Annotated in this window: 29 protein-coding genes and 3 pseudogenes; 8 read left to right on the forward strand and 24 right to left on the reverse strand. The window is 63.9% G+C overall.

All coding sequences use genetic code 11. The annotated features are described in order from the left end of the window. Positions 1–200: 200 nt before the first annotated feature. The 13 genes from ACMGE0_RS11645 to ACMGE0_RS11705 form a co-directional block, all read right to left on the reverse strand. A complete protein-coding gene (locus ACMGE0_RS11645; protein ID WP_436816020.1) occupies positions 201–1,088 on the reverse strand; it encodes a replication initiator protein A in 888 nt (295 codons plus the stop codon). Positions 1,089–1,100: 12 nt separating this feature from the next. Beyond that, complete coding sequence (locus ACMGE0_RS11650; protein WP_436816021.1) at positions 1,101–1,385, reverse strand: helix-turn-helix transcriptional regulator; 285 nt, start codon at positions 1,383–1,385, stop codon at positions 1,101–1,103. A 127-nt stretch (positions 1,386–1,512) separates the two neighbouring features. Then, on the reverse strand, positions 1,513–2,061 hold the full coding sequence (locus ACMGE0_RS11655; protein ID WP_436816196.1) for a DUF2285 domain-containing protein: 549 nt from the start codon (positions 2,059–2,061) through the stop codon (positions 1,513–1,515). Next, positions 1,964–2,278: a transcriptional regulator domain-containing protein gene (locus ACMGE0_RS11660; RefSeq protein WP_436816022.1), complete on the reverse strand. Its 315-nt coding sequence runs from the start codon at positions 2,276–2,278 to the stop codon at positions 1,964–1,966. Before ACMGE0_RS11660 ends, ACMGE0_RS11655 begins: the two co-directional genes overlap by 98 nt. 121 nt (positions 2,279–2,399) lie before the next feature. Next, positions 2,400–2,669, reverse strand: a complete 270-nt coding sequence (locus tag ACMGE0_RS11665) for a DUF2285 domain-containing protein (protein WP_436816023.1) — start codon at positions 2,667–2,669, stop codon at positions 2,400–2,402. A 117-nt stretch (positions 2,670–2,786) separates the two neighbouring features. Then, entirely contained in the window at positions 2,787–3,029 is a 243-nt protein-coding gene (locus ACMGE0_RS11670; RefSeq protein ID WP_436816024.1) for a helix-turn-helix domain-containing protein, read from the reverse strand. A gap of 185 nt (positions 3,030–3,214) precedes the next feature. Continuing rightward, the gene (locus tag ACMGE0_RS11675) at positions 3,215–3,541 is read right to left on the reverse strand and encodes a DUF736 domain-containing protein (protein ID WP_436816025.1); all 327 of its coding nucleotides are present in this window, start codon (positions 3,539–3,541) and stop codon (positions 3,215–3,217) included. A gap of 562 nt (positions 3,542–4,103) precedes the next feature. Further along, complete coding sequence (locus tag ACMGE0_RS11680; protein ID WP_436816026.1) at positions 4,104–4,541, reverse strand: hypothetical protein; 438 nt, start codon at positions 4,539–4,541, stop codon at positions 4,104–4,106. A 141-nt stretch (positions 4,542–4,682) separates the two neighbouring features. Further along, complete coding sequence (locus ACMGE0_RS11685) at positions 4,683–4,850, reverse strand: hypothetical protein (RefSeq protein ID WP_436816027.1); 168 nt, start codon at positions 4,848–4,850, stop codon at positions 4,683–4,685. 284 nt (positions 4,851–5,134) lie between these two features. Next, positions 5,135–5,920, reverse strand: a complete 786-nt coding sequence (locus tag ACMGE0_RS11690) for an APH(3'') family aminoglycoside O-phosphotransferase (protein ID WP_436816197.1) — start codon at positions 5,918–5,920, stop codon at positions 5,135–5,137. Positions 5,921–6,021: 101 nt separating this feature from the next. Then, complete coding sequence (locus ACMGE0_RS11695) at positions 6,022–6,945, reverse strand: SLOG family protein (RefSeq protein ID WP_436816028.1); 924 nt, start codon at positions 6,943–6,945, stop codon at positions 6,022–6,024. Positions 6,946–7,241: 296 nt separating this feature from the next. Beyond that, positions 7,242–8,276, reverse strand: a complete 1,035-nt coding sequence (locus tag ACMGE0_RS11700; RefSeq protein WP_436816029.1) for a DUF7146 domain-containing protein — start codon at positions 8,274–8,276, stop codon at positions 7,242–7,244. Then, positions 8,276–12,601: a strawberry notch-like NTP hydrolase domain-containing protein gene (locus ACMGE0_RS11705; RefSeq protein ID WP_436816030.1), complete on the reverse strand. Its 4,326-nt coding sequence runs from the start codon at positions 12,599–12,601 to the stop codon at positions 8,276–8,278. The genes ACMGE0_RS11700 and ACMGE0_RS11705 overlap by 1 nt, the downstream gene beginning before the upstream one ends. Positions 12,602–12,852: 251 nt before the next feature. Between ACMGE0_RS11705 and ACMGE0_RS11710 the strand changes: the two genes are divergently transcribed. Next, positions 12,853–13,275, forward strand: coding sequence for a hypothetical protein (locus ACMGE0_RS11710; RefSeq protein ID WP_436816031.1), 423 nt, complete (start codon positions 12,853–12,855; stop codon positions 13,273–13,275). A 156-nt stretch (positions 13,276–13,431) separates the two neighbouring features. Here ACMGE0_RS11710 and ACMGE0_RS11715 read toward each other — a convergent pair whose 3' ends face one another. Both ACMGE0_RS11715 and ACMGE0_RS11720 read right to left on the reverse strand, forming a co-directional pair. After that, positions 13,432–14,853, reverse strand: a complete 1,422-nt coding sequence (locus tag ACMGE0_RS11715; protein ID WP_436816032.1) for a hypothetical protein — start codon at positions 14,851–14,853, stop codon at positions 13,432–13,434. A 41-nt stretch (positions 14,854–14,894) separates the two neighbouring features. Next, a complete protein-coding gene (locus ACMGE0_RS11720) occupies positions 14,895–15,302 on the reverse strand; it encodes a hypothetical protein (protein ID WP_436816033.1) in 408 nt (135 codons plus the stop codon). Between the two features lie 46 nt (positions 15,303–15,348). Here ACMGE0_RS11720 and ACMGE0_RS11725 point away from each other — a divergent pair, with 46 nt between their 5' ends. Continuing rightward, the gene (locus ACMGE0_RS11725) at positions 15,349–15,852 is read left to right on the forward strand and encodes a hypothetical protein (protein WP_436816034.1); all 504 of its coding nucleotides are present in this window, start codon (positions 15,349–15,351) and stop codon (positions 15,850–15,852) included. 74 nt (positions 15,853–15,926) lie between these two features. On the opposite strand, the gene ACMGE0_RS11730 is transcribed toward ACMGE0_RS11725, so the two are convergent. Beyond that, entirely contained in the window at positions 15,927–16,325 is a 399-nt protein-coding gene (locus ACMGE0_RS11730; RefSeq protein WP_436816035.1) for a hypothetical protein, read from the reverse strand. A 30-nt stretch (positions 16,326–16,355) separates the two neighbouring features. Here ACMGE0_RS11730 and ACMGE0_RS11735 point away from each other — a divergent pair, with 30 nt between their 5' ends. Further along, positions 16,356–16,547: a hypothetical protein gene (locus tag ACMGE0_RS11735; protein WP_436816036.1), complete on the forward strand. Its 192-nt coding sequence runs from the start codon at positions 16,356–16,358 to the stop codon at positions 16,545–16,547. 56 nt (positions 16,548–16,603) lie between these two features. Next, on the forward strand, positions 16,604–17,503 hold the full coding sequence (locus ACMGE0_RS11740) for a bacteriophage abortive infection AbiH family protein (protein WP_436816037.1): 900 nt from the start codon (positions 16,604–16,606) through the stop codon (positions 17,501–17,503). A gap of 221 nt (positions 17,504–17,724) precedes the next feature. Here ACMGE0_RS11740 and ACMGE0_RS11745 read toward each other — a convergent pair. The 5 genes and pseudogenes from ACMGE0_RS11745 to ACMGE0_RS11765 form a co-directional block, all read right to left on the reverse strand. Further along, positions 17,725–18,139: pseudogene (locus ACMGE0_RS11745) on the reverse strand (hypothetical protein). A 66-nt stretch (positions 18,140–18,205) separates the two neighbouring features. Further along, the gene (locus tag ACMGE0_RS11750; protein WP_436816038.1) at positions 18,206–18,424 is read right to left on the reverse strand and encodes a hypothetical protein; all 219 of its coding nucleotides are present in this window, start codon (positions 18,422–18,424) and stop codon (positions 18,206–18,208) included. A gap of 58 nt (positions 18,425–18,482) precedes the next feature. Further along, complete coding sequence (locus ACMGE0_RS11755) at positions 18,483–20,612, reverse strand: ParB/RepB/Spo0J family partition protein (RefSeq protein ID WP_436816039.1); 2,130 nt, start codon at positions 20,610–20,612, stop codon at positions 18,483–18,485. A gap of 389 nt (positions 20,613–21,001) precedes the next feature. After that, a complete protein-coding gene (locus tag ACMGE0_RS11760; RefSeq protein ID WP_436816040.1) occupies positions 21,002–21,475 on the reverse strand; it encodes a methyltransferase family protein in 474 nt (157 codons plus the stop codon). Between the two features lie 21 nt (positions 21,476–21,496). Then, the gene (locus ACMGE0_RS11765; protein WP_436816041.1) at positions 21,497–22,390 is read right to left on the reverse strand and encodes an NAD(P)/FAD-dependent oxidoreductase; all 894 of its coding nucleotides are present in this window, start codon (positions 22,388–22,390) and stop codon (positions 21,497–21,499) included. Positions 22,391–22,504: 114 nt separating this feature from the next. On the opposite strand from ACMGE0_RS11765, the gene ACMGE0_RS11770 reads away from it, so the two are divergent. After that, positions 22,505–23,152 (forward strand): TetR/AcrR family transcriptional regulator, encoded by a 648-nt coding sequence (locus ACMGE0_RS11770; protein WP_436816042.1) that lies wholly within the window; start codon positions 22,505–22,507, stop codon positions 23,150–23,152. Next, a pseudogene (locus tag ACMGE0_RS11775) lies at positions 23,112–23,236 on the forward strand (IS3 family transposase); the annotation flags it as partial. The gene ACMGE0_RS11770 and the pseudogene ACMGE0_RS11775, both read left to right, overlap by 41 nt. A gap of 34 nt (positions 23,237–23,270) precedes the next feature. Here ACMGE0_RS11775 and ACMGE0_RS11780 read toward each other — a convergent pair. The 3 genes and pseudogenes from ACMGE0_RS11780 to ACMGE0_RS11790 form a co-directional block, all read right to left on the reverse strand. Continuing rightward, positions 23,271–23,426: pseudogene (locus tag ACMGE0_RS11780) on the reverse strand (DUF2958 domain-containing protein); the annotation flags it as partial. Beyond that, positions 23,423–24,382: an ArdC family protein gene (locus ACMGE0_RS11785; protein ID WP_436816043.1), complete on the reverse strand. Its 960-nt coding sequence runs from the start codon at positions 24,380–24,382 to the stop codon at positions 23,423–23,425. The pseudogene ACMGE0_RS11780 and the gene ACMGE0_RS11785, both read right to left, overlap by 4 nt. A 203-nt stretch (positions 24,383–24,585) precedes the next feature. Further along, positions 24,586–25,092, reverse strand: coding sequence for an SOS response-associated peptidase family protein (locus ACMGE0_RS11790; RefSeq protein WP_436816044.1), 507 nt, complete (start codon positions 25,090–25,092; stop codon positions 24,586–24,588). A 60-nt stretch (positions 25,093–25,152) separates the two neighbouring features. Between ACMGE0_RS11790 and ACMGE0_RS11795 the strand changes: the two genes are divergently transcribed. Both ACMGE0_RS11795 and ACMGE0_RS11800 read left to right on the forward strand, forming a co-directional pair. Further along, positions 25,153–25,743 (forward strand): SOS response-associated peptidase, encoded by a 591-nt coding sequence (locus ACMGE0_RS11795; protein ID WP_436816045.1) that lies wholly within the window; start codon positions 25,153–25,155, stop codon positions 25,741–25,743. Between the two features lie 26 nt (positions 25,744–25,769). Further along, positions 25,770–26,420, forward strand: a complete 651-nt coding sequence (locus ACMGE0_RS11800) for a hypothetical protein (RefSeq protein ID WP_436816046.1) — start codon at positions 25,770–25,772, stop codon at positions 26,418–26,420. The last annotated feature ends 141 nt before the right edge of the window (positions 26,421–26,561 follow it).

Consider the following 26,561-nt stretch of genomic DNA (forward strand, 5'->3'; position numbering starts at 1 on the left):
TGCCATCACGGCGCGGTTGTCCACGGATCGCGAAAATGCCGGTCCCGTTAGAAAGATTCCGAAGGAATCTAGGTTAGATAAGTTACGGAGCTCGCAAGCTGCTGATTCAGCGCGAGGATTCGGCGATTCCGGTCCCCGATAGCACGAGAGTCCGGTCCCCGATGGCACGATAGTGCCGGTCCCTGATAGCACGAGGCGATTCACAGCATATCCCCAATGCGAGTTGTCGAGCGGCGACGGCGGCGGGGTGTGCCGAGCGCGTCGGGATCGGTGGGTGCGAAGGACAGGATTTCGGGGCCGCCGAGGCACTGCTCGATGGTGAGCCGGTAACCCGGGAGCGGCTGGCGCCGGACAATGTCCCGCAGGTCGTAGGCGAAGTGCTTGAGCGGCGAGAGGCTGCCGGACTTGGCATGGAGATGCGGGAAGTCGAAGCTCCAGCCGAATTCCTGCCTGCCGCCGTGCTTGCGCACCAGGCGGTAGAGCCAGCGTTCGAGCCCGCCCGTTAGACCGAAATAGTCGCGGTCGATCGTCAGCACGAGCGCGTCGTCGAGAACGGCGGCATAGAACCAGTCCGGCACGATCAACTCGAGGCCGAGCGGCCGGCCTCTGGCGTCCGCGCGTTCCTTCCATTCGTTGATCCAGGAGAAGCGGTGCATCCGCCGCTCGGTCGGCTGACGGATCGATGTCGCCACCGTCGTCGACTGCAGCCTGTCGAGCGCCGCCTTCAGACGGTCGTAGTCGCGCAAGCTGACGCCGCGGCCGATGAAGTTTAGGATTTCGTAGGGCGTGGTCGCCATCAGGCGCGACGGGCGGAGCCCGAGATCGCGCGCTTCAACGATCTGCGAGGCCGCCCAGATGAGGACGTCGGCATCCCAGATCGTCGCCATGCCGTGCTCGGGCACGGCCTCGACGCGGACTTTTACCGCGCCAGACCTGAAGTCGATCGGCGCCAGGCGCTTCGACTTGGCCAGCGAGAAGAAGGGGTAGGCCATGAGGTCCTGCGCATCGCGGGGTGCGAGGTCGCCGGGCAGCGCCCGGAAGAGATCGAGCTGCGCGCGCTCATCGCGATGGAGGTGGCGGGACGACATGTGCGGGCCGCCTCAGCGTGGGAAGCGGCCGCCTACGGTGGCGGGAGAAGACGTTTGGCGCTTGGCCGGAAGCACGGTGCCGCAGCGCGGATCGGAGGTCGAGGTGACGAGACCCCGATCGGCCCACGTCTGGAGGTCATCGACCGAGTAGACGACGCGGCCACCGAGCTTGCGGTAAGTGGGGCCGGTTCCATACGTGCGGTGCTTTTCGAGGGTGCGCTCGGACAGGCCTAGGAAGCGGGCCGCCTCCTGCGTTCTCAGGTAGCGTGGCGGCAGATTGGCGGCTTTTTCGGCCATGATCGAACCTCCGTGGTCTCGCGGGAGGCCGCTGCGAACGAGCGGCGGGTTGCGAGCACGGTGGCGCGAAGACGGCGCCTCGGACGATGTCGAAGTAAGGATGCTAAAATCGACACCAGAACGGGTATCAGCGATTCCGTCGTGGGCGTCTAAGCAGCAGCCGGTACCCCCCACGAACCAGCTTCACGCCGTCACGGGCGAGACGGATAGTGGTCTCACGGATTGCGCTTCCGACCCAGGATGCGGCGTCAGGTACGTGCTGCGGAAACATCACCTCTGCAATAGCCCGATAGGTCGTACCTGCGTCGCGGGCATCGACCACACGCAACATCTGTTTCGCACGCTGGCGTCGTTGCTCCGTCATTCGTTGGTCCGGAGGTACACGGCGGCCGCGCGCCGTCGTCCACAGGCGCGCGAGCATATCGAGCCGGTCTGGCGTGTCGTCGTCGATCAGCACCACGGCCGCAAGCGGCCCGGCGAAGTCGGGATCGGCGAGGCTTGCGTCGAAATGTTCTCCACGCAGCACCACATGGAGTTGCGTGTCGCGGAGCGAGGCTGTCGCGCCTACGCGAAGATCGTCAGCGGTAAGGCGGAAGCTTCCCAGCGGCGCGGAACCGGGCTGGAGCAGGATCGCGCCAGGGTCGGTTTCTGGGGTCCAAAAGATCGGCTGCGCGATGGCGGTTAGCCGTGGTTCTGCCGGGAAATCGCAACCCCCATTGTTCGGCGAAGGCGACAGCATCCTGCTGTGATATTCGGCCGTTCGACACGAACTCCTGAAAGGCTTTCCTGTATTCCGGATTGCGACGCAAGAACTCCCAAGCGATCTGGCCTGGCGTTAGCGCCTCAATATAGTCGTAGGCGGTCTCGGACCGCCAGGTTTCATCTTGGGACATCCTCCAACCCTCTGCCCGCAATCAGTTCAACGCGAGTTGTAAGGTCGCCACGATTCCAAGTTGAACTTTGCTGGGGAAGAACGAAGGCGGATCAACGTGATGCGGTTTTTGCATCACTAAGCTAGTGCAGCCGCGATCCCACGAGCTGGCCGAAGCCGTGTTCAGTCATCCATCGCGCCCGTGCGAGGTGGGCGGCATAGACCCGTGACGCGCGCTCTGGCTCATCTTTGGCACTAAGGCCGAACAGGACTTCCACGACATCCTGCCAAGCCGCGCCCTGCGCTTCCGCATCAAGGAGCCGGAGATAGAGCTTGGCGTGGGCCTCATCATAGGCCGTCAGCGAAGCGCCGCCAGGCGGCTGATCTAAAAAGTCGTCCTTGGTCACCTTCATTCCCCTGATGGAAGTTCTATCCATTCTGGAGCGAATTGTTAACGCTGTTTTGGCCACGCCAACGAGGCCATTGTCGAGTGCGGAGAGGGCAGGGCGGCTTCGTTTGCAGCTGAAGCCTCAGCCTTCCTTCTTGGCATTGACCAGCATCACTCCCATGCCTTGGTCGGAGTTGAGGAAGACAATGCCGCTGCGTTCGAAGGCCCGCCTGACTTCGTCCCGCGTTGACTCGTACACCTCGAGTCCGCTTTCAGATTCGAGGCGCTTGAGCGCGGTCAGTGATACTCGGGCCTTGTCAGCGAGCGTCTCCTGCGTCCAACCCAGCAGCGCGCGTGCGGCCCGCGATTGTCGGGCGGTGATCATGCATGATCACCTCCCACTCGGACCTACGCGCACGCCAGAACTACGACTATAATAGTCGTCCTTTGCGCAATTTGCTACTCGGAAGCGGCTATATGGCAGCCGCTAATGCGGTTTCATCGCTAGCTGATTCGGTCGTTCTTATTCTGAAGGCCCCGGCCTGTTCGGCCGGGGCCTTGCGCGGGGCCTCAGTCGCCGCGCCGCCCGTTGGGGCGGGACCAGATCAGCGAGAAGGTCTCGCCTTCCTCGTCGTCGAAGAGGTTGGCGTAGATCGGGGCGTTGAAGCTCGGATCGTCGAGCTTGAGGCCCAGATAGTCGCGGCCCTCATTGGAGCGCTTGGACCAGGCAGCACCGATTTCAGCGCGGCCAACCAGGACCCGGTGGCTGGGGGCGTTCTCGCCGGTGGCGCGTGTGTCGGGGATGATGCGCACGTTCTTGGCTTGAACGCTGAGGGTGACGATTTCGCCGGTGAACTCGTTCGAGCCGGTCTTCTTGAAGGTGCCGATGGTAGCCATTGTAGTCTCCGTTTCTCGTATTCGAGCCCGCACCATTGCAGCCTCGATGGCGATCGGCAGGCCGGAGGCGATCGACGGCGCACCCCGAAGGGGCCTGACAGCTAAGGAGGACTTTCTTGTTTCGCGAGGAATGGCGGCGCAGCCGGCAGGGGAAGAAAGTCCGACGCGGCTGTTGCGTCATAGGCGATCGAGGCGCAGCCAGCCTTCGGCCAAATCAGGCCATTGAAGAGGCCGTTTGGAGCGGTCTTGGCACGGTCAGACAACGGAGAAGATGGCGACCGCCCCGCACCGGCAGACCGTCCCGGATCCTCACCGGCTTCGTCTCCTCCCGGCAGGCCGAGTTTGCTGCAATCCTGGCCCTTGACCGCCGCGGGGGGATCGCCGTGCCAGGTTTTCGGTATGCGGCCGAGACATGGTCTTGCCGCCGCAGCGCTCCGACGGTCACCGCTTCCCGCGCCGAGACGCGATCCGCTGCATACGTCCATCGCAACAGCCCGAGACGACGCGGAGTCGTCGGCCACCGCTGGTCTGGCCTTCTTAATGGCGATGACGAAGGTCAGGCTCACGCAAGATCCCGCCCGGACGCGCCCGGCGCCGCCGCCATTCCCGCGACCCGCACGAAGGCGGTGACGCCGACTGCTGCCGCGCCGATGACGGAGAATACGGTCTGCCATGCGTCTGACGGCATGAGGTGCTTCACGATGCCATGGGTCGCATGAAAGCCGGCGATCGCCGCGGGTGCGACGAAGGTGGCAGCCACGATCAGCTTCAGCCACATCGGACGGGCGAAGGCTATCAGCAGATATCCGGCTGCCAGGGTGATGGCGGCCGCGACGGCGCCAACAAGGATGGCCCCGGGAATGCCGGCACCGGTGCCATGCGCCCAGGCACCCACGGTCACACCGACGAATGCCGGCAGCGCGAAGACGGCCAGCGTGAAGAGCAGCCAGCAAAGCAGGCCGATTGCTGCAAGGGATGCAAGTATTGCGATGATGAACATGGCGGTGGACTCCGTTAGGACAAGGTCTGACGGTCGCGCCTTCCACCACCACCACGGCGCACCAGAAATATAGCGCAAGACGGACCGCGCCGGGAGCGGAAATCTGCGTCGATCTCCGCTCGGCCGGTCGGTTCGCCCAGCTCAGGGGTCGAACGGATCGATCTCATGGACGATCGCGGCCAGGTCGCCATCATACTCGCTGGCGGGCATCACCGAGAGGGTGCCGTCGCCGGCCTGGAAGATGATGATGGCGGCCATCAGGGTGGTGGCGAGGCTGAAGGCGAAGGCGTGTGCGTCATTGAGGGACATCGATCCGGCTCCTGTTTTGAGCGGAGGACCATCCCCCGCTGACAGGCGCCCGATGTGTCGGACTGACCGCTGCGATCACCGCGCAGGCGCAGCCGCAGTGGCGGCATGCTCGCATAGCCGACCCTTTATGGGTTGATGGCGACAAGCGATCAGTCCGACCAAGGATCAGCGCAATGAAGCGGGAACGGTGCGAGCCTCAAAGGAGACGTGCCGGCTCGGTGGCACTGCTTGGCCGATGTCACCGAGTCGAGGTTGGGTCCCCGAACGCAACGCCACGTCGTCGGTCAGCCCCAAGTAAGCGGATCAAGTCGGAGATAGAACGCGAGCCGCTCCTTGTCGGGCTTATCGATTCCGAGCGTATCGAAGAGGATAGCGAAAGCCTGAGCCCCTTGTTCTCGCGAGACCCAGCTTTCGCCTGCGTTGGCAACCAGTAACGCGAGATCGGCATAACGATCTGCAGTTCCGAGGCGGCCGAGGTCGATCAGGCCGGTGCATTGGAAGCCGATCGGGTCAATCATGATGTTCGGCATGCAGGCGTCGCCATGACAGACAACCTTATCAACGGCCTCCTGATCGAACCGGGTTGGTAGTTCACGTTCGACGCGCGCCAACAGCTCGCTTGCAGGCGTTTCTTGGTCCTCATCGGACAGAAACTCAGGGTTCACCGCGTCACGCGCAACAACGTCCGCGGCACGCTTGATCATGAACGTCAAACTGCGATCGAAAGGGCATTGGTCGACCGGTAGGTCATGAAGAATTCGAATCTGACGTATGATCGATGGCCAGGCCGTGAGCAAATCGGTTCCGGGCAGATTGACCGCTGGCACGCCGGGAATGGCGGTCATCACCAGGCAGGCGCCATCTTCAGTTTCGCGCCAATCAACGACTTCCGGACAGGCGGCCCCCAATCCGTTGAGCCAAGCGAGTCGATCACGCTCGCCTGCAAGGTCGACAGATCGGTGGGCGGGCGCGATTTTCGCGTATGCGAGGCCATCGCTGCGTCGATAAACTGCGTCGCTCGATTCTCCAGTCTTCACGGGAATCCAATCGAACGCTCGATCTAACAGCATGTGCGTCCAGTCCAATCCCGGGTCTCCTCGGATAGCGGTGTAATAATAGGCTAATAACTCGCAAGTTCGAACGAGCGGTTCGCAAGGGAGATGGGCGGCGCTCAGGCGCCGCCGAACTTCCAGACTGGGATGCCGAGCTTCTTCGCCTTGTCGGCGAGGTTGTCGTTGATGCCGGTGCCAGGAAAATGCATCACGCCCCTCGGCACGATCTGCAGCATCTCGTCGTTGCGCTTGAAGGGCGCGGCCCGGCCGTGCTTCGTCCAGTCAGGTGCGAAGCCGATCTGCGGCACGTTGCGGTTCCTCGCCCAGAGCGAGGCAATCTTCTCGGCGCCCTTTGGCGACTTGCCGTGAACGAGCACCATGTCCGGGTGCTTTTCGTGGACCTGGTCGAGCTTGGCCCAGATGAGCCGGTGATCGTTGAAGTCGAGCCCGCCGGTGACGACGATCTTCGGGCCGGGAGGCAGGAGTACCTCCTGCTCGGCGCGCTTCTTCGCCGTGAGGAAGTCGCGGCTGTCGATCATCGCCGAGGTGAGATTGCGATGGTTGACCTTCGACCCGCTGCGCGGAAGCCAAGCTTTGCCGACTTGGCGCTCGTAGTGTTCGGCGGCCTGGTCACGCATCAGCTCGAAGGCGTTCTGGCGCTCGATCAGCGTCTTGCCCTCGGCGATCAGGCGCTCGAGATCGTATGACTTCACCTCGCTGCCGTCCTGCTCCCGTTGCGAGCGCTTCTGGGCTTGCTCATTGTCGTCGAGCTCGCGTGCGATCCGCTCGGCGGCCCGATGGAAGACGTTGACGGTCGACCAGAGAAGATCGTCGAGGTCGGGTTCGAGGCGTGTGTCCTCCAACGTGACGATCAGGGCGTCGAAGATGTCGGCGACAGCTCCTGCGACTGCATTGCCGTCCGGAAGAAGCCGCCGGTCCGGTTCGTCGGCGAAGGGCCGGTAGCCGTGAAGCTGCAGTTCGTTGAGGACATGGTCGGTGGGCGAGGATTCGTGGTGCGGTTCGAAGTTGTCGTGGTCGTCCATGGGATGCTCCGTCGGTTGAGACCGCGACCGTCGCGGCCTTCATGGCGACGAAGCCCACCGGCGGGACGGCCCTGCACCCGGAGCGCAGCGCAGGGCCTGATGGCTAAGGCCGGCTATTTTGCCTCGCGATGGAAAGCGGCCGAAGGCCGCGCCGGAAAATAGTCGGCCGCCGCCATTGCCGGGCCGGCCCGACTGTGGGCCGATCGCCCTCTCGAAGGCCGAGGCGCGGTTCTCTCAGACGGTTTGGCGCATCCGGACGGGCACGCCACGACCGTCGCCACCATCCTCCTTGCCGACTATGCCGCGAGCGCCATGAAGCGCGCTACGTCTTGCGGCCCGATCTGCATCCGCGTCTGGCTGCGGAGAGCATCAAGGCCGAGGGTGCGGAGATCCTCGTTGAAGTCTCCGAGCTGCGGCGAGATGACGATCGCCTCGATCCCGACCGCGTTCGCCCGTTCGACCAGGGTGTCTCGCGCGCCGTCACCGGCCGGATCGTCGTCGCGCAGGATGTAGAGCCGGCGCAGCGTGTCCGGGAACAGGATGGCAGCGAGATGGGCTGCCGAGAGCGCCGCCAGCATCGGCATGTCGGGTAGGACCTGCCTGACCGACAGCACGGTCTCGATGCCTTCGCCGGCCGCCATGACTTCGCCACCGATGCCGAAGCGGACCGCGTTGCCGAGGAGATCGCCCATCGCCCGCCGCGGCGTGTCGAGCGGCGCCTTGTCGCGGCGTCGTGGGTCGAGCCAGGTCCGATGCGCCCCGGTGATCTTGCCGCTAAGGTCGGTGACGGCGGCGATCATCGCCGGCCAGGTCTCGGTCGGCGGGTGCTCGTCGGGCCGATAATAGCAGCGCGCGTGGAAGCGCAGGCTTCCTGTTCCGCGTAAATCCGTAATGCCGCGTTCGCGTAAGTACGACTGTACGAGCGTGCCCGTGATCGGCTGCGACATGCCGAACAGGCGGCGGGCTGCCTCGGGCGAGCCGTGCGGCGCCGGGGCCTGACGCGGGTGTGCGGGCATCGGTTCGGGCGGCGGCATGCTGAGGAACGTCCGCGCCGCGTCGGCGACATCCTTGAAGTCAATGAGGCCGCAGCTCTCCCGGATCACGTCGAGGAGATCGCCATGCTCGCCGGTCGCGGCGTCGGTCCATTTGCCGGCCGGCCCCTTGGGCGAGTCCTTGAGCCGCACATACATCGAGCGTCCCGGCGTGTTGCGCACGTCGCCGACCAGCCAGTAGCGGCCCTCGCGCCTGCCGCTCGACAGGTACTGCCGGCATACCGCCTCGGCCTGCCGGCCGAGACGCTGCGCGAGATCGGAAGCATCGTGACGGGACATCACGCGGCCTCCCGCTCGGAGATGCGCGCCACCGGATAGGTGTCGAGCAGCTTGGCGAGCACGCTCACGCCGCTGGAGTCGATCCGCACGAAGAAGCGCAGCTTCCAGGAGATGATCTCGCTGAACAGGCCATAGGCCCGCAGCCGATCGCGCATCGCCTCGGTGAAGCCGGTCAGCTCCAGGCGATAGGCGCTCATGACGCGGGCGCGGCGAAGCTGTAGTCCTTCAGCGAGGTCGAGGATCGTGGCGCCCTCCATCAGCGCGGCGAACGCATGTTCTGGCGTCAGCGTGCTCGCCTCCTGCGAGGCGGCATTGGCGGCCCAGGCCGGCGAGACCCGGCGGCCGATGATGCGCTCGCCCGCGTCGGTCTGGAGCCGGTAGACTCGTGTCGACTCGTCCGGCAGACGCTTCCAGATCGGCAGCAGCAGGCCGGCGACGATGTGGATCGTGCTGTCGGAGAACTCCGGGATGTCGGCAAGCTCGGCCTCCCATGCGGCGGCGAAGCGGTCGCGATCGGCTTCCTCCCAATGGCTCTCGTCCATCATGCGCAGCGGCGCATAATGCTGCTCCATCGGCCGGATCAGGCAGACGCGGCGTTCGATCTCGCCGTCGTCGAGCATCATCGACGGGGCCGGCATCTGCACCGCGGCGCGTCCGGAGCGGCCGTTGACGAGCAGCCGCGCGCGCGGATCGCCGAGATGGTCGAGCGCACCTTCCAGCGTGACCGGGCGATTGCGCTCTCGGCGCGTGATGGTCAGGAGCCGCGTCTCCGCGCTGGTGCCGGGATGGATATGGATGACCTGGCTGTCGGTGATTACGACGCTCTCGGCCTGCAGCGTCTCCAGCCCGACATCGTAGTGGCCGCTGCGAATCGCGCCCTCGATCTTCGCCGTCAGGAGCTGCTCGAAGGCGGTGAACAGGATGCCCTGCAGCTCGATGGTCAGCGCCAGCAGCCGATTGAGGAAGGTGGTGATGGGCGGCAACTCGTCCTTGAGCCCGTTGTTGTCCATCAGCTTGAGGCCGGTGGCGGTCTCGAAGCGATCGAGCGAGCATCCCTCGACCTTGCCGCGCACGAGCAGCAGGTAGAGCTGGCGCAGCGCGTCGCGCGCATAGTGGGATTCGAGATTGTCCTCAGGCCGGAACAGGCCCTGGCCGCCGGTCTGGCGCTGGCCGCGCGTGATGGCGCCGAGCGTGTCGAGCCGGCGCGCGATGGTCGAGAGGAAGCGCTTCTCGGCCTTCACGTTGGTGGCGATCGGCCGGAAGAGCGGCGGCTGCGCCTGGTTGGTTCGGTTGGTGCGGCCGAGCCCCTGGATCGCGGCGTCGGCCTTCCAGCCCGGTTCGAGCAGATAATGAATGCGCAGGCGCTGGTTCTTCGCCGCGAGATCGGCGTGATAGCTGCGGCCGGTGCCGCCGGCGTCGGAGAAGACGAGAACCCTCTTGTCGTCATCCATGAAGGCGGCCGCCTCGGCGAGATTGGCAGAAGCCGCGCGGTTCTCGACGACAAGGCGTTCGCCCTTCCGCACAACGCGCCGCGATCGCCCGGTCACCTCGGCTACGACATCGGTGCCGAAGCGCTGGACGATCTGGTCGAGCGCACCCGGGACAGGTGGCATCGAGGCGAGCCGTTCGATCAACTCGTCCCGGCGCGCGACGGCCTCGCGGCTCTCGACGGGCTGGCCGTCGCGATAGACCGGACGCGAGGACAGATTGCCCTCGCTGTCCGAGAACGGCTCGTAGAGCTGCACCGGAAAGGAATGGGCGAGATAATCCAGCACATATTCGCGCGGCGTGATGTCAACTCGCACGTCGTTCCATTCCTCGGTCGGGATCTCGGCCAGGCGGCGCTCCATCAGGGCCTCGCCGGTCGAGACGATCTGGATGACGGCGGAATGGCCTTCGGCCAGGTCCTGCTCGATCGAGCGGATCAGCGTCGGCGTCTTCATGCTGGTCAGGAGATGGCCGAAGAAGCGCTGCTTGGCGCTCTCGAAGGCGGAGCGTGCAGCCGACTTCGCCTGCCGGTTGAGCGTGCCTGTCTCGCCGGTGATGTTCGCGGCCTGCATCGCCGCGTCGAGGTGATTGTGGATGATGGCGAAGGCGCCGGCATAGGCATCGTAGATGCGGGTCTGCTCGGGTGTGAGCTGGTGCTCGACGAGCTCGTATTCGACACCGTCATAGGAGAGCGACCGGGCCGTGTAGAGGCCGAGCGCGCGCAGATCGCGCGCCAGCACCTCCATGGCCGCGACGCCGCCATTGTCGACCGCCTCGACGAACTCGGCGCGGTTGGCGAAGGGGAAATCCTCTCCGCCCCACAGGCCGAGGCGCTGGGCATAGGCGAGATTGTGGACGGTGGTGGCACCGGTCGCCGAGACATAGACGACGCGGGCGTTCGGGAGCGCGTGCTGGAGCCGGAGGCCCGCACGGCCCTGCTGCGACGGCGCCACGTCACCCCGTTCTCCTTTGCCGCCGCCGGCGTTCTGCATCGCGTGGCTCTCGTCGAAAATGATCACTCCATCGAAATCGGAGCCCAACCATTCGACGATCTGCTTGACCCGCGAAAGCTTCTCTCCGCGGTCGTCGGACCGTAGCGTGGCGTAGGTGGTGAATAGGACGCCTTCGTTCAGCCGGATCGACGTGCCTTGCGGGAAGCGTGAGAGCGGCGTGACCAGGAGCCGCTCCATGCCAAGCGCCGACCAGTCGCGCTGGGCATCCTCGAGCAGCTTGTCGGACTTGGAGATCCAGACGGCTTTGCGGCGACCCTGGAGCCAGTTGTCAAGGATGATGCCGGCCGACTGGCGGCCCTTGCCGGCGCCGGTGCCGTCGCCGAGCATGAAGCCGCGGCGGAAGCGGACCGCGTTCGGGGCATCGTCCGGCGCGGCGGTGACGAGATCGCCGGTCTCGTCCACGGCCCAGGACCCGGCGAGGTATTCGCTATGAGCCTCGCCGGCATAGATCACCGTCTCGAGCTGGGCGTCGGACAGGATGCCGACGGCGACAATCGGCGCCGGCAGCATCGGCCGGTAACTCGGCTTCGGCGGCGCAACCGAGGCCATGGCGGCGGACTGCATCAGCTTGGTCGGATGCGGCTGCGCGCCCGGGATGCGGATCGACTGGAGCGCATAGGCCTCATAGATCGAATCCGAAAGGCGCCCGCTCTTGGGCGGCGACCAGTCGATGGTCTCATAGGCGAGCGGCTCGCCTTCGAGCTGGGTGATCCGACGGGCGGCCTGGGTCGTCGCCGCGCGGGCGAGATAGCCACGCACAGTGCGAGGCCCGGCGGCCGGCATCGCGGCGGGACGCGCGATCGCGACCGGCAGGCGCGCGGGAAGCTGCGTGTCGATCCAGCCGAGCAGCGTCGTGACATCCGGCGCGGTCCCGGCAGACTCGGGAAAGCACTCGGGATCTTCGGCCGGCGCTTTGTCGATGACGGTCAGTCGGGTTTCGATGGTCGTGCCATGCTTGGCATAGATCGAACCCGCGATCGCCGCGGTGAAAACGACCCGGCCGCGTGCCTGCAGGCGCACGAAGGCGTCCCGCCAGGCCGGCAGCTCGGGCGAGAAATTAGCGCCGGTGATCGCGACCAGGCGCCCGCCATCGGTAAGCCGGGCAAGGGCTGAGGCGATATGCCGGTAGGCAGCGTCAGCAACCCGCCCGGTGACGTTCGCCATCACCGAGAACGGCGGGTTCATGATGACGACGCTCGGGACGGCGGCCGGATCGAGATGGTCGTCGATCTGGGCCGCGTTGAAGCGCGTGACGCACGCGGCCGGAAAGAGATGGTCAAGAAGATCGGCGCGGATTTCGGCCAGCTCGTTGAGGATGAGCGCTGCGCCCGCGGTCTCGGCGAGGACGGCGAGCAGCCCGGTGCCGGCGGACGGCTCCAACACGCGATCGGCCGAGGACAATGTTGCCGCCGTCAGCGCGGCAAGACCCAGCGGGACCGGCGTCGAGAACTGCTGGAAGGCCTGCGCCTCCTCAGACCGGCGTGTGTGCGTCGGCAGCAGTCCGACGATCTTGGCCAGCGCCGACAAGCGTGAACCCGGCGAAGCGGCTTTACGGAAAAGCGGCTTTCCGAACTTGCGCAGGAACAGGACGGTCGCGACTTCGCAGGCGTCATAGGCCATCTTCCAATCCCACGCGCCGGTGGCGTCCGACGCGCCGAAGGCGTCCTCCATGGCGCTGCGGAGCATGGCGGCATCGACGGTGCGGCCGTGTTCGAGCCGGGAGAGGATACGCTCGGCGGCGGCGAGGATGGCGGCGGCCGGCGGCGCAGACGGGGCGAGCGGAAGCGAAGCCGCCTCGGCGGCCGGGATCGGAGCATGAAGCATGGAGGGAACCTCGGAGAGCGGGACACGGACGAGCCGGCCCGGCGCTCTCTCTGGACCGGACGGGCTCAAACCCGTCCCGGCCACCCTCTCACTCTGGCGCGGGCAGAACCCGGCCTGTCGCACCGGCTTCCGGCCGCACGGATGGGACGCTAAGCTCTCGTAGGAATAGAAGCCGCAGCGCCTCGCACACCGGGCGCTGCGCCGGATGATGAGCATGGGAGGCGAGATGAAGGGCAGCGCGATCGGTATTCTTGGCGCGGCATGTCTGGCGGTGGGCTTCGGCGCGGGCTTCGTGCTCCGGCCCGGTGATCGCGCCGGTCGCCGCATCTCCGGCTGTCGCCGCCGGCGTCGCCCAACCGAGCGAGGACGAGGCCAGCGCAGCCGTTCGGCGTCATCGCCTGTTCACGGGCACGTCGCTGGCGAACGCGACGCTGAAGCTCGGCGACTGCTCGCCGGGCGGCGTCGGCCCCGACTTGACCTGCATGACGCAGATCGTCCTCGATTCCACCAAGCCGAACGCCGCCCCGCAGAACCGGCCGATCGGCTTTGCCCGCGTCGATGGGCAATGGGAGGTGGCGGTCTGGTGGAGGCGGCACGCAATCGCCTATGGCGCAAGTGGGGTGGGAAGCGGACAGGCAGCTATCCAACGTGCAACGGCCGCTTCGTGCAAATAGCCGTCATTGGCGCCGAGCCGAAAAGCGAACATCCAAGCAGAACGCCTGTCGCGCGAGGTCTGTCTCGCTTATCGGTTCGTATCTCTGGGATAAAAGTCTCGGCGTCCGTGACGCTCGCCCTCATTGCCGAGACGCTCGGCGTTCGCCGAATTCGGTTCATCTATCGCCGAATGAAGAAGCGTCAGTGCTGCGCTTCTTTCCCTCCATAAAATCTTGCAGGGTGGGGGCCGGCTTATCAGCGTCGGTGACCCATGTCTGCGACCACAGGATTGATGTCTCGTAGACCGAGCTGCACTGCCACTCGCCATTGGCCTCGAACCAATGTTGTGCTTCCGGCAGCAGTTCGAACGGTACGGGATGGCGGGCAAAGGGGTTGTGAAAGACCTCCATTTCGGCGGTCCAGGGTTCATACCCATGTGGCCAAAGGTTGCGATATTCTTCGCTCGTTATGTCGAGGCAAAACGGGATGCCCTTCAGCGCGCCCGGTGCCCGATCAAAGAACTCTCCGAACCTCGTATACCGGTAGCCAGCTGGCGCACCCGATGCGGAAATAGGCACTCGGTTGAGCTTTGAGATTGAGCACGCGTTAGAAAAAATGACGGCTGAAAGCTCTGCATGGCGGTCATTTGCGAACAGACCGGCCGGGAATTGGGCAGGCCCAAGAAGCGTTTCAGCTGGCATCGGCACAGCTTGAAGCCGGCCGTCGACCTCGGCCACGGTCGCGCCGGACCCCTGGAGATAGCCGATTAGGCCCTCACGACTCCACATCATCGATCCGGACGCGTGGAAATCGGCGACCGCCAGGATGAAGGGTTTTCCAATGACGTGGGGGAGCTGATCGTACCGTCTCGCGAGCTTGTTGCCGATCGTCTTTGCAAAGCGCAGGGCGGCGCTGCCGAAGAAAATCTCCTCCCTGTCCGTCGGTATCTCCGCGAAAGGCGCATTGACGTGATTGTAGGGCACCGGCGCATTTGCCGTGACTGCCTCGATCCAAGCTTCTCCGCCAAGGCGGCTCTCGATGCGGAAATCGGGTGACTCGAAGGGCTGCTCGACCAGCAGTCCCTGTTCTCGAAACGAGGCGAGGAGCTGAGCCTCCCAAATGCGCGTGTGAAAATTGGTGGTCTGGCAGTCGCTGACCCAATTGCGGTCGGGCCTTGGCAGGGCGAGATAGAGTTGGTTCAGAGCCCAGGCGGCTGGCCGACGCGCGGCAGTTGCCAGTAGTCGAAATGAATCGCTCGGCTCACGATCCTTGAGGTCAAAAAGGGGCGGGTGTGCGACAACGCCGGAGGGGACAGGTTCCGGCGGCATGCCCTCCGCCAGCGAGGGCTCTAAAGCTTCGACTGCCGCATCCATTGAGCTGAAGCCGCTCGCTCGCCCGGTGATCGTCCAGACCGAGTCCACGCGCCGGCGCATCACAATCGTGCCAAACGTCTCGGTGGCGACATTCCGGGTGACAATCCCGCAGGCGAGGCCGTCCGACCCACCCCATGCTCCGACGGGAGGCTCTTCGCCGAAACCGTGCCCGCGGGGGAGCGACAATGCGTAGAAATCGAACTCCCACTGCGAGACTTTTCGCATTACGTCGCCTTCGGCTGTTCGGTCCGGCTAGAGGGCTTGCTTCACATAGCCGGGAGGTTGATGTTGGCTTTCAACGCGGGGATGAAACCAGGATCGTCGACGGCCGTGATCGGCGAGATGGGCAAAGGTTTCAACACCGGCGTCGCGGCCTTCAGGATGTCCTGCAATGTCGAGAATTGGTGATCGTCTTCCAACTCGAAATCGACTGTGATCGCATCGCGCTCGATTGCCTGAAATACCTTGATCGTAGGCGAGGGAGCGCTTGCTGCGAGCTCAGGCACGTGCGCCAGGCCGAACGTCAACTTTGCGATCGCGGTACCAAGTGAGAGCCCGGCAAGTGGCTGGGGTTTCCTGACAGAATTTCGCGGGACCCCGATGCCATCGACACGGATATAGGAAAAGCAAACAGTGTTGGGTCTCGTGTTCTTGCGGGCGAATTCGGTTTTCACGTCGCGGTCCCGATTTCATTGAGGTATTTCGTGGTAGATGAAAGTTATGAGAGATGATGTGCAAGAAATACTTTCGGTATTCGCGGCTGCAGTGCGAGCACTTTTGCTGGATAAGGATCTTGCCTATGCGGATCCCGCCGAGCGGGCGCTTGTCGCTCGGATTCGGGATTTCCTGCATGGGGAATATGCCGGCTGGTCGATTGATTTGGAATGGAACCGCCGCGAGGATGTGATCAAGCGCCTTCGCTATGACCTGAGCGATGATGAGTTGATTGGGAAGGACGCGATCGTGCCTGACCTGATCGTACATCGGGTCGGGAAGCGTGAAAATTTGCTCGTCGTCGAGGTCAAGAAGTCGACCAACAAGGACTTCGATGGGGACATCTGGAAACTGAAGGGAATGACGGAGCAGGCCGGGGCTTACGGGTATCTGGTTGGGCTTCATCTGGTGATCGACGTGAAGGCAGGGATCGCGCCGCGTTGCGATGTCTATGTCGACGCTGCGTTGGACGAAGAGTTGACAGAGTGGATGCGCGCCGAGCTGGAGTGAGCAGATTGACTGCGGATCCTGTTGAGATCGTAAAACTGCTCGGCCGCTTTACGGGGCCGGATTTGACGCGGACATTATCGCGCATAGAAGGTGCGGTGCGAGGCGTGTCGGCCGGCGATTGCACGGGCTTTCTCGCAAATGCCGGGGCTGGCCGAGAGGTGTTGGCGGCCGCGGCCGGCATGAAGCGACTTGCCGGACAGATCAATGTCACAATCCACGCGCTCGGCATCCTCATGTGCCTGCCACATATTCTCGAGCCGGACGAGCGCGTCGAATCTGTGTCTCTCGGTGCGGGAAATACGGGCCGCGATTTCGATCTGGAGACGAATGTTCGGGTTGCCGAGTTCAAATTCATTCAGTGGAGAGGCGGGCCCGAGACGATCCGTCAGAATTCGGTTTTCAAGGATTACCTGCTGCTTGCGGAGCATCCAACGGCAAAGCGCAAGCACCTCTATTTGCTCGGAACGGAGCATGCGATCAGGTTCTTGCGAGGTGGTCGCGCCATGTCGAGCGTCTTGAGCAGAAACGCCAAGCTGCAGAGGATGTTTACGGAGCGGTTCGGGGAGCGCTTCCGGACGGTCGGCGATTATTACGCGGCTCACGCCAGCGCGGTTCAGATCGAGGATGTTTCGCCCTGGCTTTCGGAATTGGCGGAGGAGTTGATCGCGGAGCCGGATATGGACGTGAGCGATTGAAGAGCATCGCAGATGCGCGAATGTGTTGGCAAACGGGAAAGCAGTGAAGGGCTGGGATGGAGAAAACGCTTTACATCATCGGAAACGGCTTCGATCTCCACCACGGAATTCCATCATCCTATAAGGCGTTCGGCGAGTATCTCCGGCTGTCGGATGCCAAGACCTATGAGGTCGTCGAGAAATACTTCGCGATGGATGCTCAGCTCTGGGCTGAATTCGAGGATCGGTTGGCCTCTTTCGACAGCGATTCGCTGATCGAGGACGCGTCCAACTTTCTGGTCGGATATGGTGCCGAGGATTGGAGCGACGCATACCACCACGATTACCAGTACGAGATTCAGCAGGCGGTCGAGGCGATCTCGACGACGTTGCGGTTGCGTTTCGCCGAATGGATACGCCAGCTTCCTGTCCCATGGGCTGCTGAGTTCAGCGGGCAGCGCGTGCCGCTAAATTCGTCGGCGGTCTTCTTGAACTTCAATTACACGCCGTCGCTGCAACGCCTGTATGGGGTTCCCGATATCAACGTGTTGCACATCCATGGCGCGGCGGCGAACCCAACGGAGACGTTGGTGCTGGGTCATGGATGGGAGCCCGATCCAAACCCGGATCCCTACCGTTTCGAGCAGGATCCGGAGGATGCGGATATGCGTGTCGTCGAAGGGCAGGGGATTGTCGACGACTACTTCAGCGACACGTTCAAACCCACCGCCAAAGTCATCGAGAAAAACGCAGCCTTCTTTGCTGGGCTGTCAGATGTAGATCGGATTGTTGTGATGGGACATTCGGTGTCGGAGGTCGATCACCCGTATTTTGAGGAGGTCATCGCGAATATCGACGTCAAGCGGGTGCGCTGGAAAGTCAGCTACTACGGGGATCTTGATGAGCTGCGTAAGCGCATGGAATCGCTTGGTGTGCCGGCCCATCTGACAGAGTATGCCTTGCTGAATGCGTTTTGAACCATTGAGGAGCTTTGCAATCGGAAGGGAATAAATTTGGCGACGACCGCCCACGAGCAGACATTCCAGACGTCGGCTGTGGGCCAGAAGCTGCCATTGGTTTAGAAGCTCGCAAATGACCGTAATGGTGTCGAAAGCTGCCTTTGCTGAGCGCTCAATCCGCGCAAGCATGGTTCTGCGATGAAAAGTGCGTTGCAGCTCCGGGGCATAGTCGCGAATGGTCATCGCGCGCCTCCCTCGGCAAGGCGATGGGCAAGCCAACGGCCGGTGCTCACCCATGCGATGGTCTGACCTGTGGCGAGATCGAGGACATGGGCGCCGCCGGAGAAGCCGTCGACCATGGGGTTGGAGGCAATTCCGGCCCACTGGAATCCCCCAGCGCCCGGTCAGGCCCAACGCTTCGGCGCAGCGCGTCACGAAGGTGATCGCGAGCTGCGGATCGGCGCTGCCGGGGGCCTGCAACCACAGCCTTGATGCGCCATGTTCAGGTGTTACAGACAGGTGAAACGGCTCGGCTGGCGGGTCCTCTCGGCCGTTCTCAGCCATAAGGGCGGCATAGATGTCGAAGGCCCGCGCGGCGTTGGCGGAGGTGCCGACGTCGAGCAGGCAGGAATAGCGGATGAAGAAATCGGTCATGGCGGGCTCCGGAAACGAAAAGAGCCCGGCGCTCGGGCCGGGCTCGGGATGGGTTCGGGGCGGCGGCTAGTAGCCGAACTGCCAGGATGGCCAGGCTTGGCCATCGTCGGCGGCGCGCACGGCGTCGGCGAGATAGGCGGCATCGCCTTCGACGACGACGGGGTCGCGCACCGGGGTTTCGTCGATGATCGTCACGCGGCCGACGATCCCGTCCTCGACCGCGACATGCACGGGAACGAGGTACTGGAAAACAACGCGGCGTGGCGACGGGGTGGATCGCGGCATGGCGATGCTCCTTCGATCGGGGAAATGGCCGGAGCGGCCGAAGCCGCTCCGGGTGCTTTCATTCGGCCGCGACAAGGGGCGCTTCATCGCCGTTGGCCTCGGCCGCGACGTCCTCGTCGTCGCCGGCGAGAAATGCGGGCAGCGCTGCGCTGTCGTCCTCGCCGCCGGTCTCGACCTCCGGCGCGGGCGCGTCGGCATCGCCGACAAGGCGCAGCGGCTCGGGCAGCCAGCCGGTCTCCGCCAGCAGGCGCTCGGCCTCCTTGGCCATGTCGGCCTTCTTCAGGTGGTCAATGAGCTGCGCGGCCTGCTCGCCGACGCCTTCGCGGACCGCCTGGAGGATGCGGGGCTTGGTGACCCGGCCGAGATAGTTGCCGACCGTCGGGCGCCAGCCGACCTCCACCATGTCGAGCCCGGTCGCGCGCGCCAGCCGGTCGGCCTGGCTAAGCCGCATGTCGAGGCCATGCTGCGAGACGCCGTTGCCGCCATAGGGATTGGGCTTCTCGTAAAGCGCGTTGACGCCGTAGCTGACGCAATGCGCGAGCAGCGCCATGCGGCTCGTGTCGTCGAGGCCTGCCAGCCAATCCCATAGGGCATCGTCGTCGGCCGGGATATCGCCGGCCCAAGCTTCGTGCCGCTCTTGTACCGCGCGGGCCGACGGGCTGTCCTTCAGCGCCTCGTCCTGCACGGGGAAGAAGACGTGATTGACCGAAGCCTCCAGCGCGCCCTTGTACATCCTGTGCTGGAAGGTGTCGGAGACCAGCTTGTGCAGCAGCGCGGTCATGGCGACATGCGGGTTGTTGGCGACCGCATCGCGAAGCGCCAGCGTGCGATGGGCGGTCAGCTCGGTGACGAGACGGTCCGGCAGCGGCTTGATCGTATCCTCCTCGTCGTCCTCCGGCTCGGCAGGCTGGCCGCCGATCGTGATGACGGCCTGCTGCACGACCGGCTTGGTCGGATCGGAGCCTGCATCGATGCGGTTTTCGCCCTCGGGGGCGATCGACGCCTCGTCCTCCGGGCGAACGTAGCCGCGATCGACATCGAGGCTGCCGTCATGAGCGATGCTGATGAACACGCCCGCACGGGCAATGTCGTCGGCCTCGAAGCGGACCGGCCGGGTTTCGAAGGCCGCGAGCGCGGTCTCGATCTCGCCGAGACGCTGATCGACTTCTTCGGGCAGCTCGTCGGCGCCTTCATATTCGGCCTCGAGCTTCTGATACTCGGCGTTAAGTGCGTTAATCGTCGCCTGTTCTTCGGCCGTCAGGTCGAGCGGTTCACCCTGCAGCGCACGCAGGCCGCTCGTGGCGTCATAGGGGAAGCTGACCGCAACCTCGATCCACTTCCATCCTTCGGCGGCGATATCCTCGGCCGCCCCCTTCAGCTTTTCGGCGACGAGCCGATCGAGGAGCGCGGCGTCCTGCAGCCAGCCACCATCGTCGGACTGGAACAGGTCGCGCATGACGATGCCGCCGGCGGCCACATAGGCGTCGACGCCGACGAAGACGGCGCGCTTGTCCGAGGCGCGAATGGTCGTCTCGGTGAGCATGCGCCGGATTTGATAGGGCTCCTTCGACCAGGCATCCTTGATCGCGTCCCAGACCTGCTCCTGGCGGGCATGATCCTCCGATACGGTGAAGGCCATGAGTTGCTCCAGCGTCATGCCGTCGTCGGCATAGACGTCGAGGAGCGCGGGCGAGACGGAAGCCAGCCGGAGCCGCTGCTTCACGACAGAGACCTGCACGAAGAAGGCTGCGGCGATTTCATCCTTGGACATGCCTTTGCCGCGCATGTCCTGGAAGGCGCGGAACTGATCCAACGGATGCAGCGGTGCGCGTTCGATATTCTCGGCGAGCGACACTTCCTCGGGGAGGATGGCGCCGTCGCGCTCGCGAACGACGCAGGGCACCGGCGCGACCTTGGCGAGGCGCTTTTGCTTCACCAGCAGCTCCAGGGCGCGGAAACGGCGGCCGCCGGCCGGCACTTCGAACATGCCGGTCTCGTTGCCCTCGGCGTCGACGACGGGGAAGACGCTGAGGCTCTGGATCAGGCCGCGGCGGGCGATCGAGACCGCAAGGTCCTCGATCGAAACGCCGGCTTTCACGCGCCGGACATTGGACTGGCTGAGCACCAGCTTGTTGAAGGGAATGTCGCGCGAGGACGACAGGACGATCTTCTGAACTGCAGTAGCCATCGGGGGTTTACTCCGCGACGGGCGGCCGAGAGCCTCTCTCTCAACCTCCAACCCGTCACGGAAATCCCGTCCTCCCTCTCACTCTCTGTTTGTGTGGCCGTATCCGAACGGCGGGCACGGCCCGCCAAATGGCGAAAGGCTGGCGCTGCCTTACCCGTCTACGGCCTGCACAAACAAACATTGACGAGAAAAGTGGTCCGCAAGGCTCGAAATGCCTTGTCTCCGGTTTTGGACATGTGCGTCTCCTCAGGCGCCGAGTGTCCTGCGGGGACAGCCGGCCAGTCGGTTTTCCGTGACACTGGCCCGCAACCTTCAGAATATGATAGCTCGCGGCAAGGAAGCCGTTGCTTGTTTATCAGAAGGCCCTGCAGGCGGAGGCGGCGGAATAGTCAGAGCCAGCGGCGAACCTCGGCCTTGTAGCGGCGGTAGTCGTCGCCGAACTTCGCTTCGAGATAGCGCTCCTCGCGGGCGATCACCTGCGTCTGGATCGCGATCAGCACCAACGGGAGCAAGGCAAAGGCGATCGGCCCGTCGAAGCCGATCGCAAGGCCGGCATAGATAAGCGCCATGCCGAGATACATGGGATTTCGGGTCCACCGATAAGGACCGGTCGTTGCGATGAGGATCGTTGGCTGCGACGGCGGAACGTTGGTGCCCAGCCGCCGGAACAGCCCCGCCGCCGCAAGCATCATCGCCGCGCCGGCAACGAACAGCAGCGCGCCCGTCGCGACCAGCAACCGCCAGTCGATGCCGAAAGAGCGCAGGGTGACGAACCGCTCCGCCGCCAGCCCCAACAGCAGCGCTCCGAGATAGACGAAGGGCGGAGGGAAGCGCACACCCGCGCTGTCCGGTTCGACGGCCATGCTCATCTCCAATCTGTGCTCTCAAACCAGCATCGACTGCTGGGCGAAGATACCCGCCATCGCGCCTTGCCATGATGCCGTGGTGACCGAGGGCATGAGGGGGTTGGCGAGGTCGCCGGCGGCGTAGATGCCGGGCATGCTGGTTTCGCGGCGCTCGTCGACCTTGAGGGCGATGCCGAGGGGCGTATCGACCGTGGCGAGACCCAGTGATTCATGCAGGCTTGCGGACGGCTTGTTGCGCGGATGCGCGAACAGGATGTCGACCGCGACATCGGGGCCGGTATCGAGCTTGACGGTGGCGCTATGGCCCCCGTGATGGGCGATCTCGGTGATCCGGCCCTCGACGACAGGTATGTTGCGACGCGCCAGATCGGCCCGGGTATCGGGCAGAATGTCGTGACCATCGGCGAAGAGCGTCAACCTGTCGGTCCAATCGTGGAACAGCCTGACCTGATTGTGCGACTGCGGGCCGGACCAGACGAGGCCCCAATGCTGGCTGGCGACTTCAAAGCCGTCGCAATAGGGGCAGGGCACGATGGACGTGCCCCAGCCTTCGGCAAAGCCCGGAACATCAGGCATCTGGTCGGCGACGCCATAGCTCAGGATCAGGCGGCGCGCCCCAAGGCTTGCGCCATCGGCAGTGAGGACGGAGAAATCGTCGATGGCGCCGGAGACGCTGTCGGCCCGGGCATTGACCAGCCTGATCGTGGGATAGCGCGCCAGCTGCTGCCGCGCCTCTGCCAGGATGTCCAGCGGTGGCTTGTGATCGTGACCGAGCAGGCCATGCGAGTGGCCGGCGAAGCGATTGCGCGGCAGGCCGGTATCGAGAACGGTGACCTTGCGGCGGGCACGGCCGAGCTGCAGGGCACCGGCGAGGCCGGCAAAGCTGCCGCCGATAATGATGACGTCATCCATGGTGATGGGCTCCGTGTGGTGGGCCTGGTTGAAACCCACATTGGCTTGCACATTTCAGATACTACATGGTATCGTAATGTAGGAATTAGGATACTGTCAAGGACTGGAATTGACGTGACCGAAAATAGCCAGGGCCGGCGCGGCCGGCCTGCCAACGAGGCGCTTGGCCAAACGATAGTCGACGCAGCATACGAACTCTTTGTGGAGTTGGGTTTTCATGCGACGACATTGGACAAGGTCGCCCAGCGAGCGAAGATATCCAAGCTCAGCATCTATCGGCACTTCGAGAACAAGGAGGCGCTGTTCGGCGCGGCCATCGCGGCCCGCTGCCATCAGTTTGCACCACAGGCCCTTTTTGAAGGCGTCGACGGTTCGGTCGAAGAGCAGCTCATGGCGGCGGGAACATCACTGCTTCGCACGCTGTTGAGCCCGGACGTGCGCAGTGTCGAAGCCATGATCATGGCCGACAAGACGAATCAAACGTCGTTAAGCAAGCTCCACTACGAAGCCGGCCCCGCTCATGTCATCGCCCAAATCGAGGCCCTGTTGCGTCAGTTGCACGCCAAGGCGGTTCTGAACGTGCCCGATCCTCTTGGGTCCGCCCGCTTGTTTGCCGCGCTTTTCAAAGGATCCGATCTCCTGATTATCGCACGCTTCGATGAGGCGAGAGCAGAGGACGACAACGAAATCGAATCCTATTGCCGGTCGGCCGTCGCCATGTTCATCGCCGCGCACGGTGGCAACGACCACGCGGGCGGATAGCCTAGACGACGATGCGTTCGACTATATCGAGCGCTTCTACAACCCGAGGCGCCGACACTGGGCTATCTGAGCCCCGTGGAATAGGAAGAGCAAGCTAACCTAGCCTAACCTCGTTTCCACCGAACAATGTGTCTCCGCCCTCGTCGAGTTCGGTGGCGAGCCAGACACCTTCGCCAATCGGGTTGAAGAAGTTCACATGGGGATGTTGGTCGGTGCTTCGATTAAGGCCGTTGGCGAGGAGCCGCTCGCGAAGCTCGGGGGACACGAGGGTCATGCCGCCCTCGTGTCAGCTGAGAGCTCACTCTCGACGCCGGTTTCTTCATCCGGGAGGAAGGTAAGGAGCCAGTCCGCCGCCTTGCTGGCCTTTGACGCGGCGCGGACGATGGCGCGATTGTCCTCGCGCAGAACCTCAAGCCATGAGCCGATGTAGTCCGCGTGCCTGACGGTCGGCACGATGCCGAGCGAGGCGCAGCAGAAGGCCGCGTTCATCTCGGCGACCAGCTCCTCGAACGCATACTTCTTGGTGCCGAAGCCTCCGGTCATGTCGCGTCCGAGACGGGATGGATGGCCGGTCGCGTGGCCGAGCTCGTGCAGCGCCGTGCGGTGCCAGTTGATCGGCTCGAAATAGGCCTGTGGTGGCGGGACCTGCACATAGTCGAGCGCCGGGACATAGAAGGCGCGGTCGCCGCCGATGCGGAAGTCGATGCCCGTCGCGCGGATCAGGGTCTCGACCCTCGGCTCGATTAGGCCAGGGGGCGGAGGCGGTGCGACGGTCGCGATGTCATCCGGCAGATTCTCGCACTGCGCGGCATTGAAGACGGTGAAGCGCTTCAGGAACGGAATCGCTTGAGCGTCGTCGCCGGTCTCGCGGGCGCGTCGCTTCTCATCGTTCGGCACGAAGCGGTCGGCATAGACCACGGTCGTGCCGCGCTCGCCTTTGCGGACATTGCCGCCGAGCGCCAGCGCCTGGCGGAAGGTGAGCCAGCTCTGGCCGGGAAAGCCGTGCTCGATGACGGCGCCCCAAAGGATCAGCACGTTGATCCCAGAATACTGCCGGCGGGTCGCAGCGTTCCTCGGCATGGCGAGCGGCGCTTTCGCCGCTGCGGTTCCCCAGGGCTGGACCCAGGGTACGCGCCCGGCCTCCAGCTCGCCGATGATCTTACCGGTAATTTCGTCATAGAGGCTCGTCCGGTCCTGGCCGGGGCGAGCGGATGCGGTCTGTCTGGACATCGCGGGTCTCCGCGACGGGCGCCGGGAGCCTCTCTCCCAGCCCTCAACCCGTCACGGCAAAGCCGGTCCGTACTCTCACTCTGGGGGCGTTGCGGGGTCTCCCCGCAGAAGGGGTCGGCCGAGACGAGATGGCTCGGCCGCAGGGGAAGGCCTTCCCCTCATGTTCGTGATTCCGCATTTGCGGAACTCAGGCTTTACGGATTTCAGAACGCGAACGCTGGTTGCTGCGAAGGCTCGCGAAGGCGCGAAACCGAGAACGCACCGGCGGGCAAGGGCCGGAGCAGATCCTCTTCCGGGCAGGTCCGATCCAGCCACGCCATGCGTTGGTCACGACGGAGCACCGCCATCTGACGATCGTGGAACGGCGCCACGTCGTCATTGGCTGCGATGGTCAGGATCGCATAAGCCTCCGGCCAATCGCGCGTCGCCGGACGCCAGATGCCCGCGAAATAGAACCAGTCGCCGTCAGCGAGAGAGAAGCTGTAGGCCTTGCCGCGGTCGCGATGGCGAAACTCGGAAGCCGGTACAAGGCAGCGATGACTGGGAAATGTCCGGCCCTCGGCACGCACGACGGTGAACGGTCTGCCTCCCACTTCGCGAGGCTGCAGACCCCAGGACAGCTCCACCATCTCAACATCGCCGCCGTAGCGCCTTATGATGACGCGGCGTTCGTCGAGCGATGCGTTGGAATCGAAAACCTTCGCGCTCATAACCATGCGAACATAACAAGAACACGGTCGTGATGCAATGGCGATCGAGACGGAGGACCGATGTGTAATGATTACCGACTTCTGGTGGATGTCGCTTCCATCGTGGACGATTTCGCCGACCTCAAGATCAAGATCCGCTTCGGCGAAGGGGCGCCGAACATTCAGGCGCGCGAGGACATCAAGATCACCGACATCGCGCCGATCATCCGCACCGTAGAGGGGTTGCGTGGCGAAGGCGACATGGTGCAGCGGCGCTGGAGCTGGCCGGGCCCAAACAAGCGGCCGGTGTACAATTTCCGTTCGGAGGGACGTGAATTCACGTCGAACCGCTGCCTTATTGTTGCAGACGGCTTCTACGAGTTCACCGATCCGGCCGAGAAGGGAAAGAAGCGCAAGGACAAGTGGCTCTTCACCAAGCGCGATGAACCGATCTTCTGCATCGCCGGCATCTGGCGCGAGGTGCCGGAGGTGGGTGAGGCCTTCACGATGCTAACGATGGAGCCGGGCTCCGACATCGCGCCGTATCACGATCGCCAGATCGTCATCCTCGAGCGCAGCGCCTGGGCCGACTGGCTCGATCAGTCCGTTTCAGCGAAGTCGCTCATCAAACCTCTTCCGGCCGGCGCACTCGCGGTCGAACAGGTGGGATAAGTCTCTTGCGCTTAGAGGGTTTCGGAATGGCGATGTCGGACGAGGAAATAGAGCGGCGGATTGCGGAAGCGCGCAAATTAGGGAGCGTGGCCTCCGCCGATTGGCAATCATATACGTGGAAGAATGAACTCGTCGAGCAGAAGCGCAGGATCGTTCAACATCTTGCTGAGGCGCTTGCGGAGGCGGACACCGAGCACAATCCCTATCACATGCTGGAAAGGGCTATCGGCATCGCGGCGGTTTGCATGAGGCGTTTGATCGAGTGCCGCCTGGTAACGGATCGCTTTCGGGAGACGCCGCTTGAGGTGCACGAGATTCACGCCAAGGAAGACGCCGACTGGCGCGAGCCCTTCGTGAGCCGCACGGCGAGCGAGGTCTTCAACAACTATGATCTGACGGCGCGATACCCGGAGCGGCGAACGCCAAAGGTCATCTCGGACAAAATGCTTCATGCCCGTGTGATCGGGGTGCTGTCGGGAAGCGCGTATTTGCCGGACGGCCTGCTTGTCGCGTCGGACACACAGAGCAAGACCCAACTCTTTCATTTCACGCCGCCCGAGATCGCCTCCATCTTCGACGCGTTTCTTGATGATCAGATTCGATACGCGGCCGATGGGTACCTGGACAAGGACGGCAACATGCAGGGAAAACGCAAAGTATATGCGATCAGGAAATAGTCTGCCCGCGCTGCATCGCGATGCCGCGAGCGGAGGGTTCGAATAAGAGGATTACGCGTGTCGTCAGATCGGAAGCTTTCACCATGTGCTCGACAGACTGAGGTCGAGATTGAGAACTACTATCGAAACCAGCCAGAAGGA

It is taken from the genome of Neorhizobium descurainiae (genome assembly GCF_051400715.1).
Taxonomy (GTDB): domain Bacteria; phylum Pseudomonadota; class Alphaproteobacteria; order Rhizobiales; family Rhizobiaceae; genus Neorhizobium.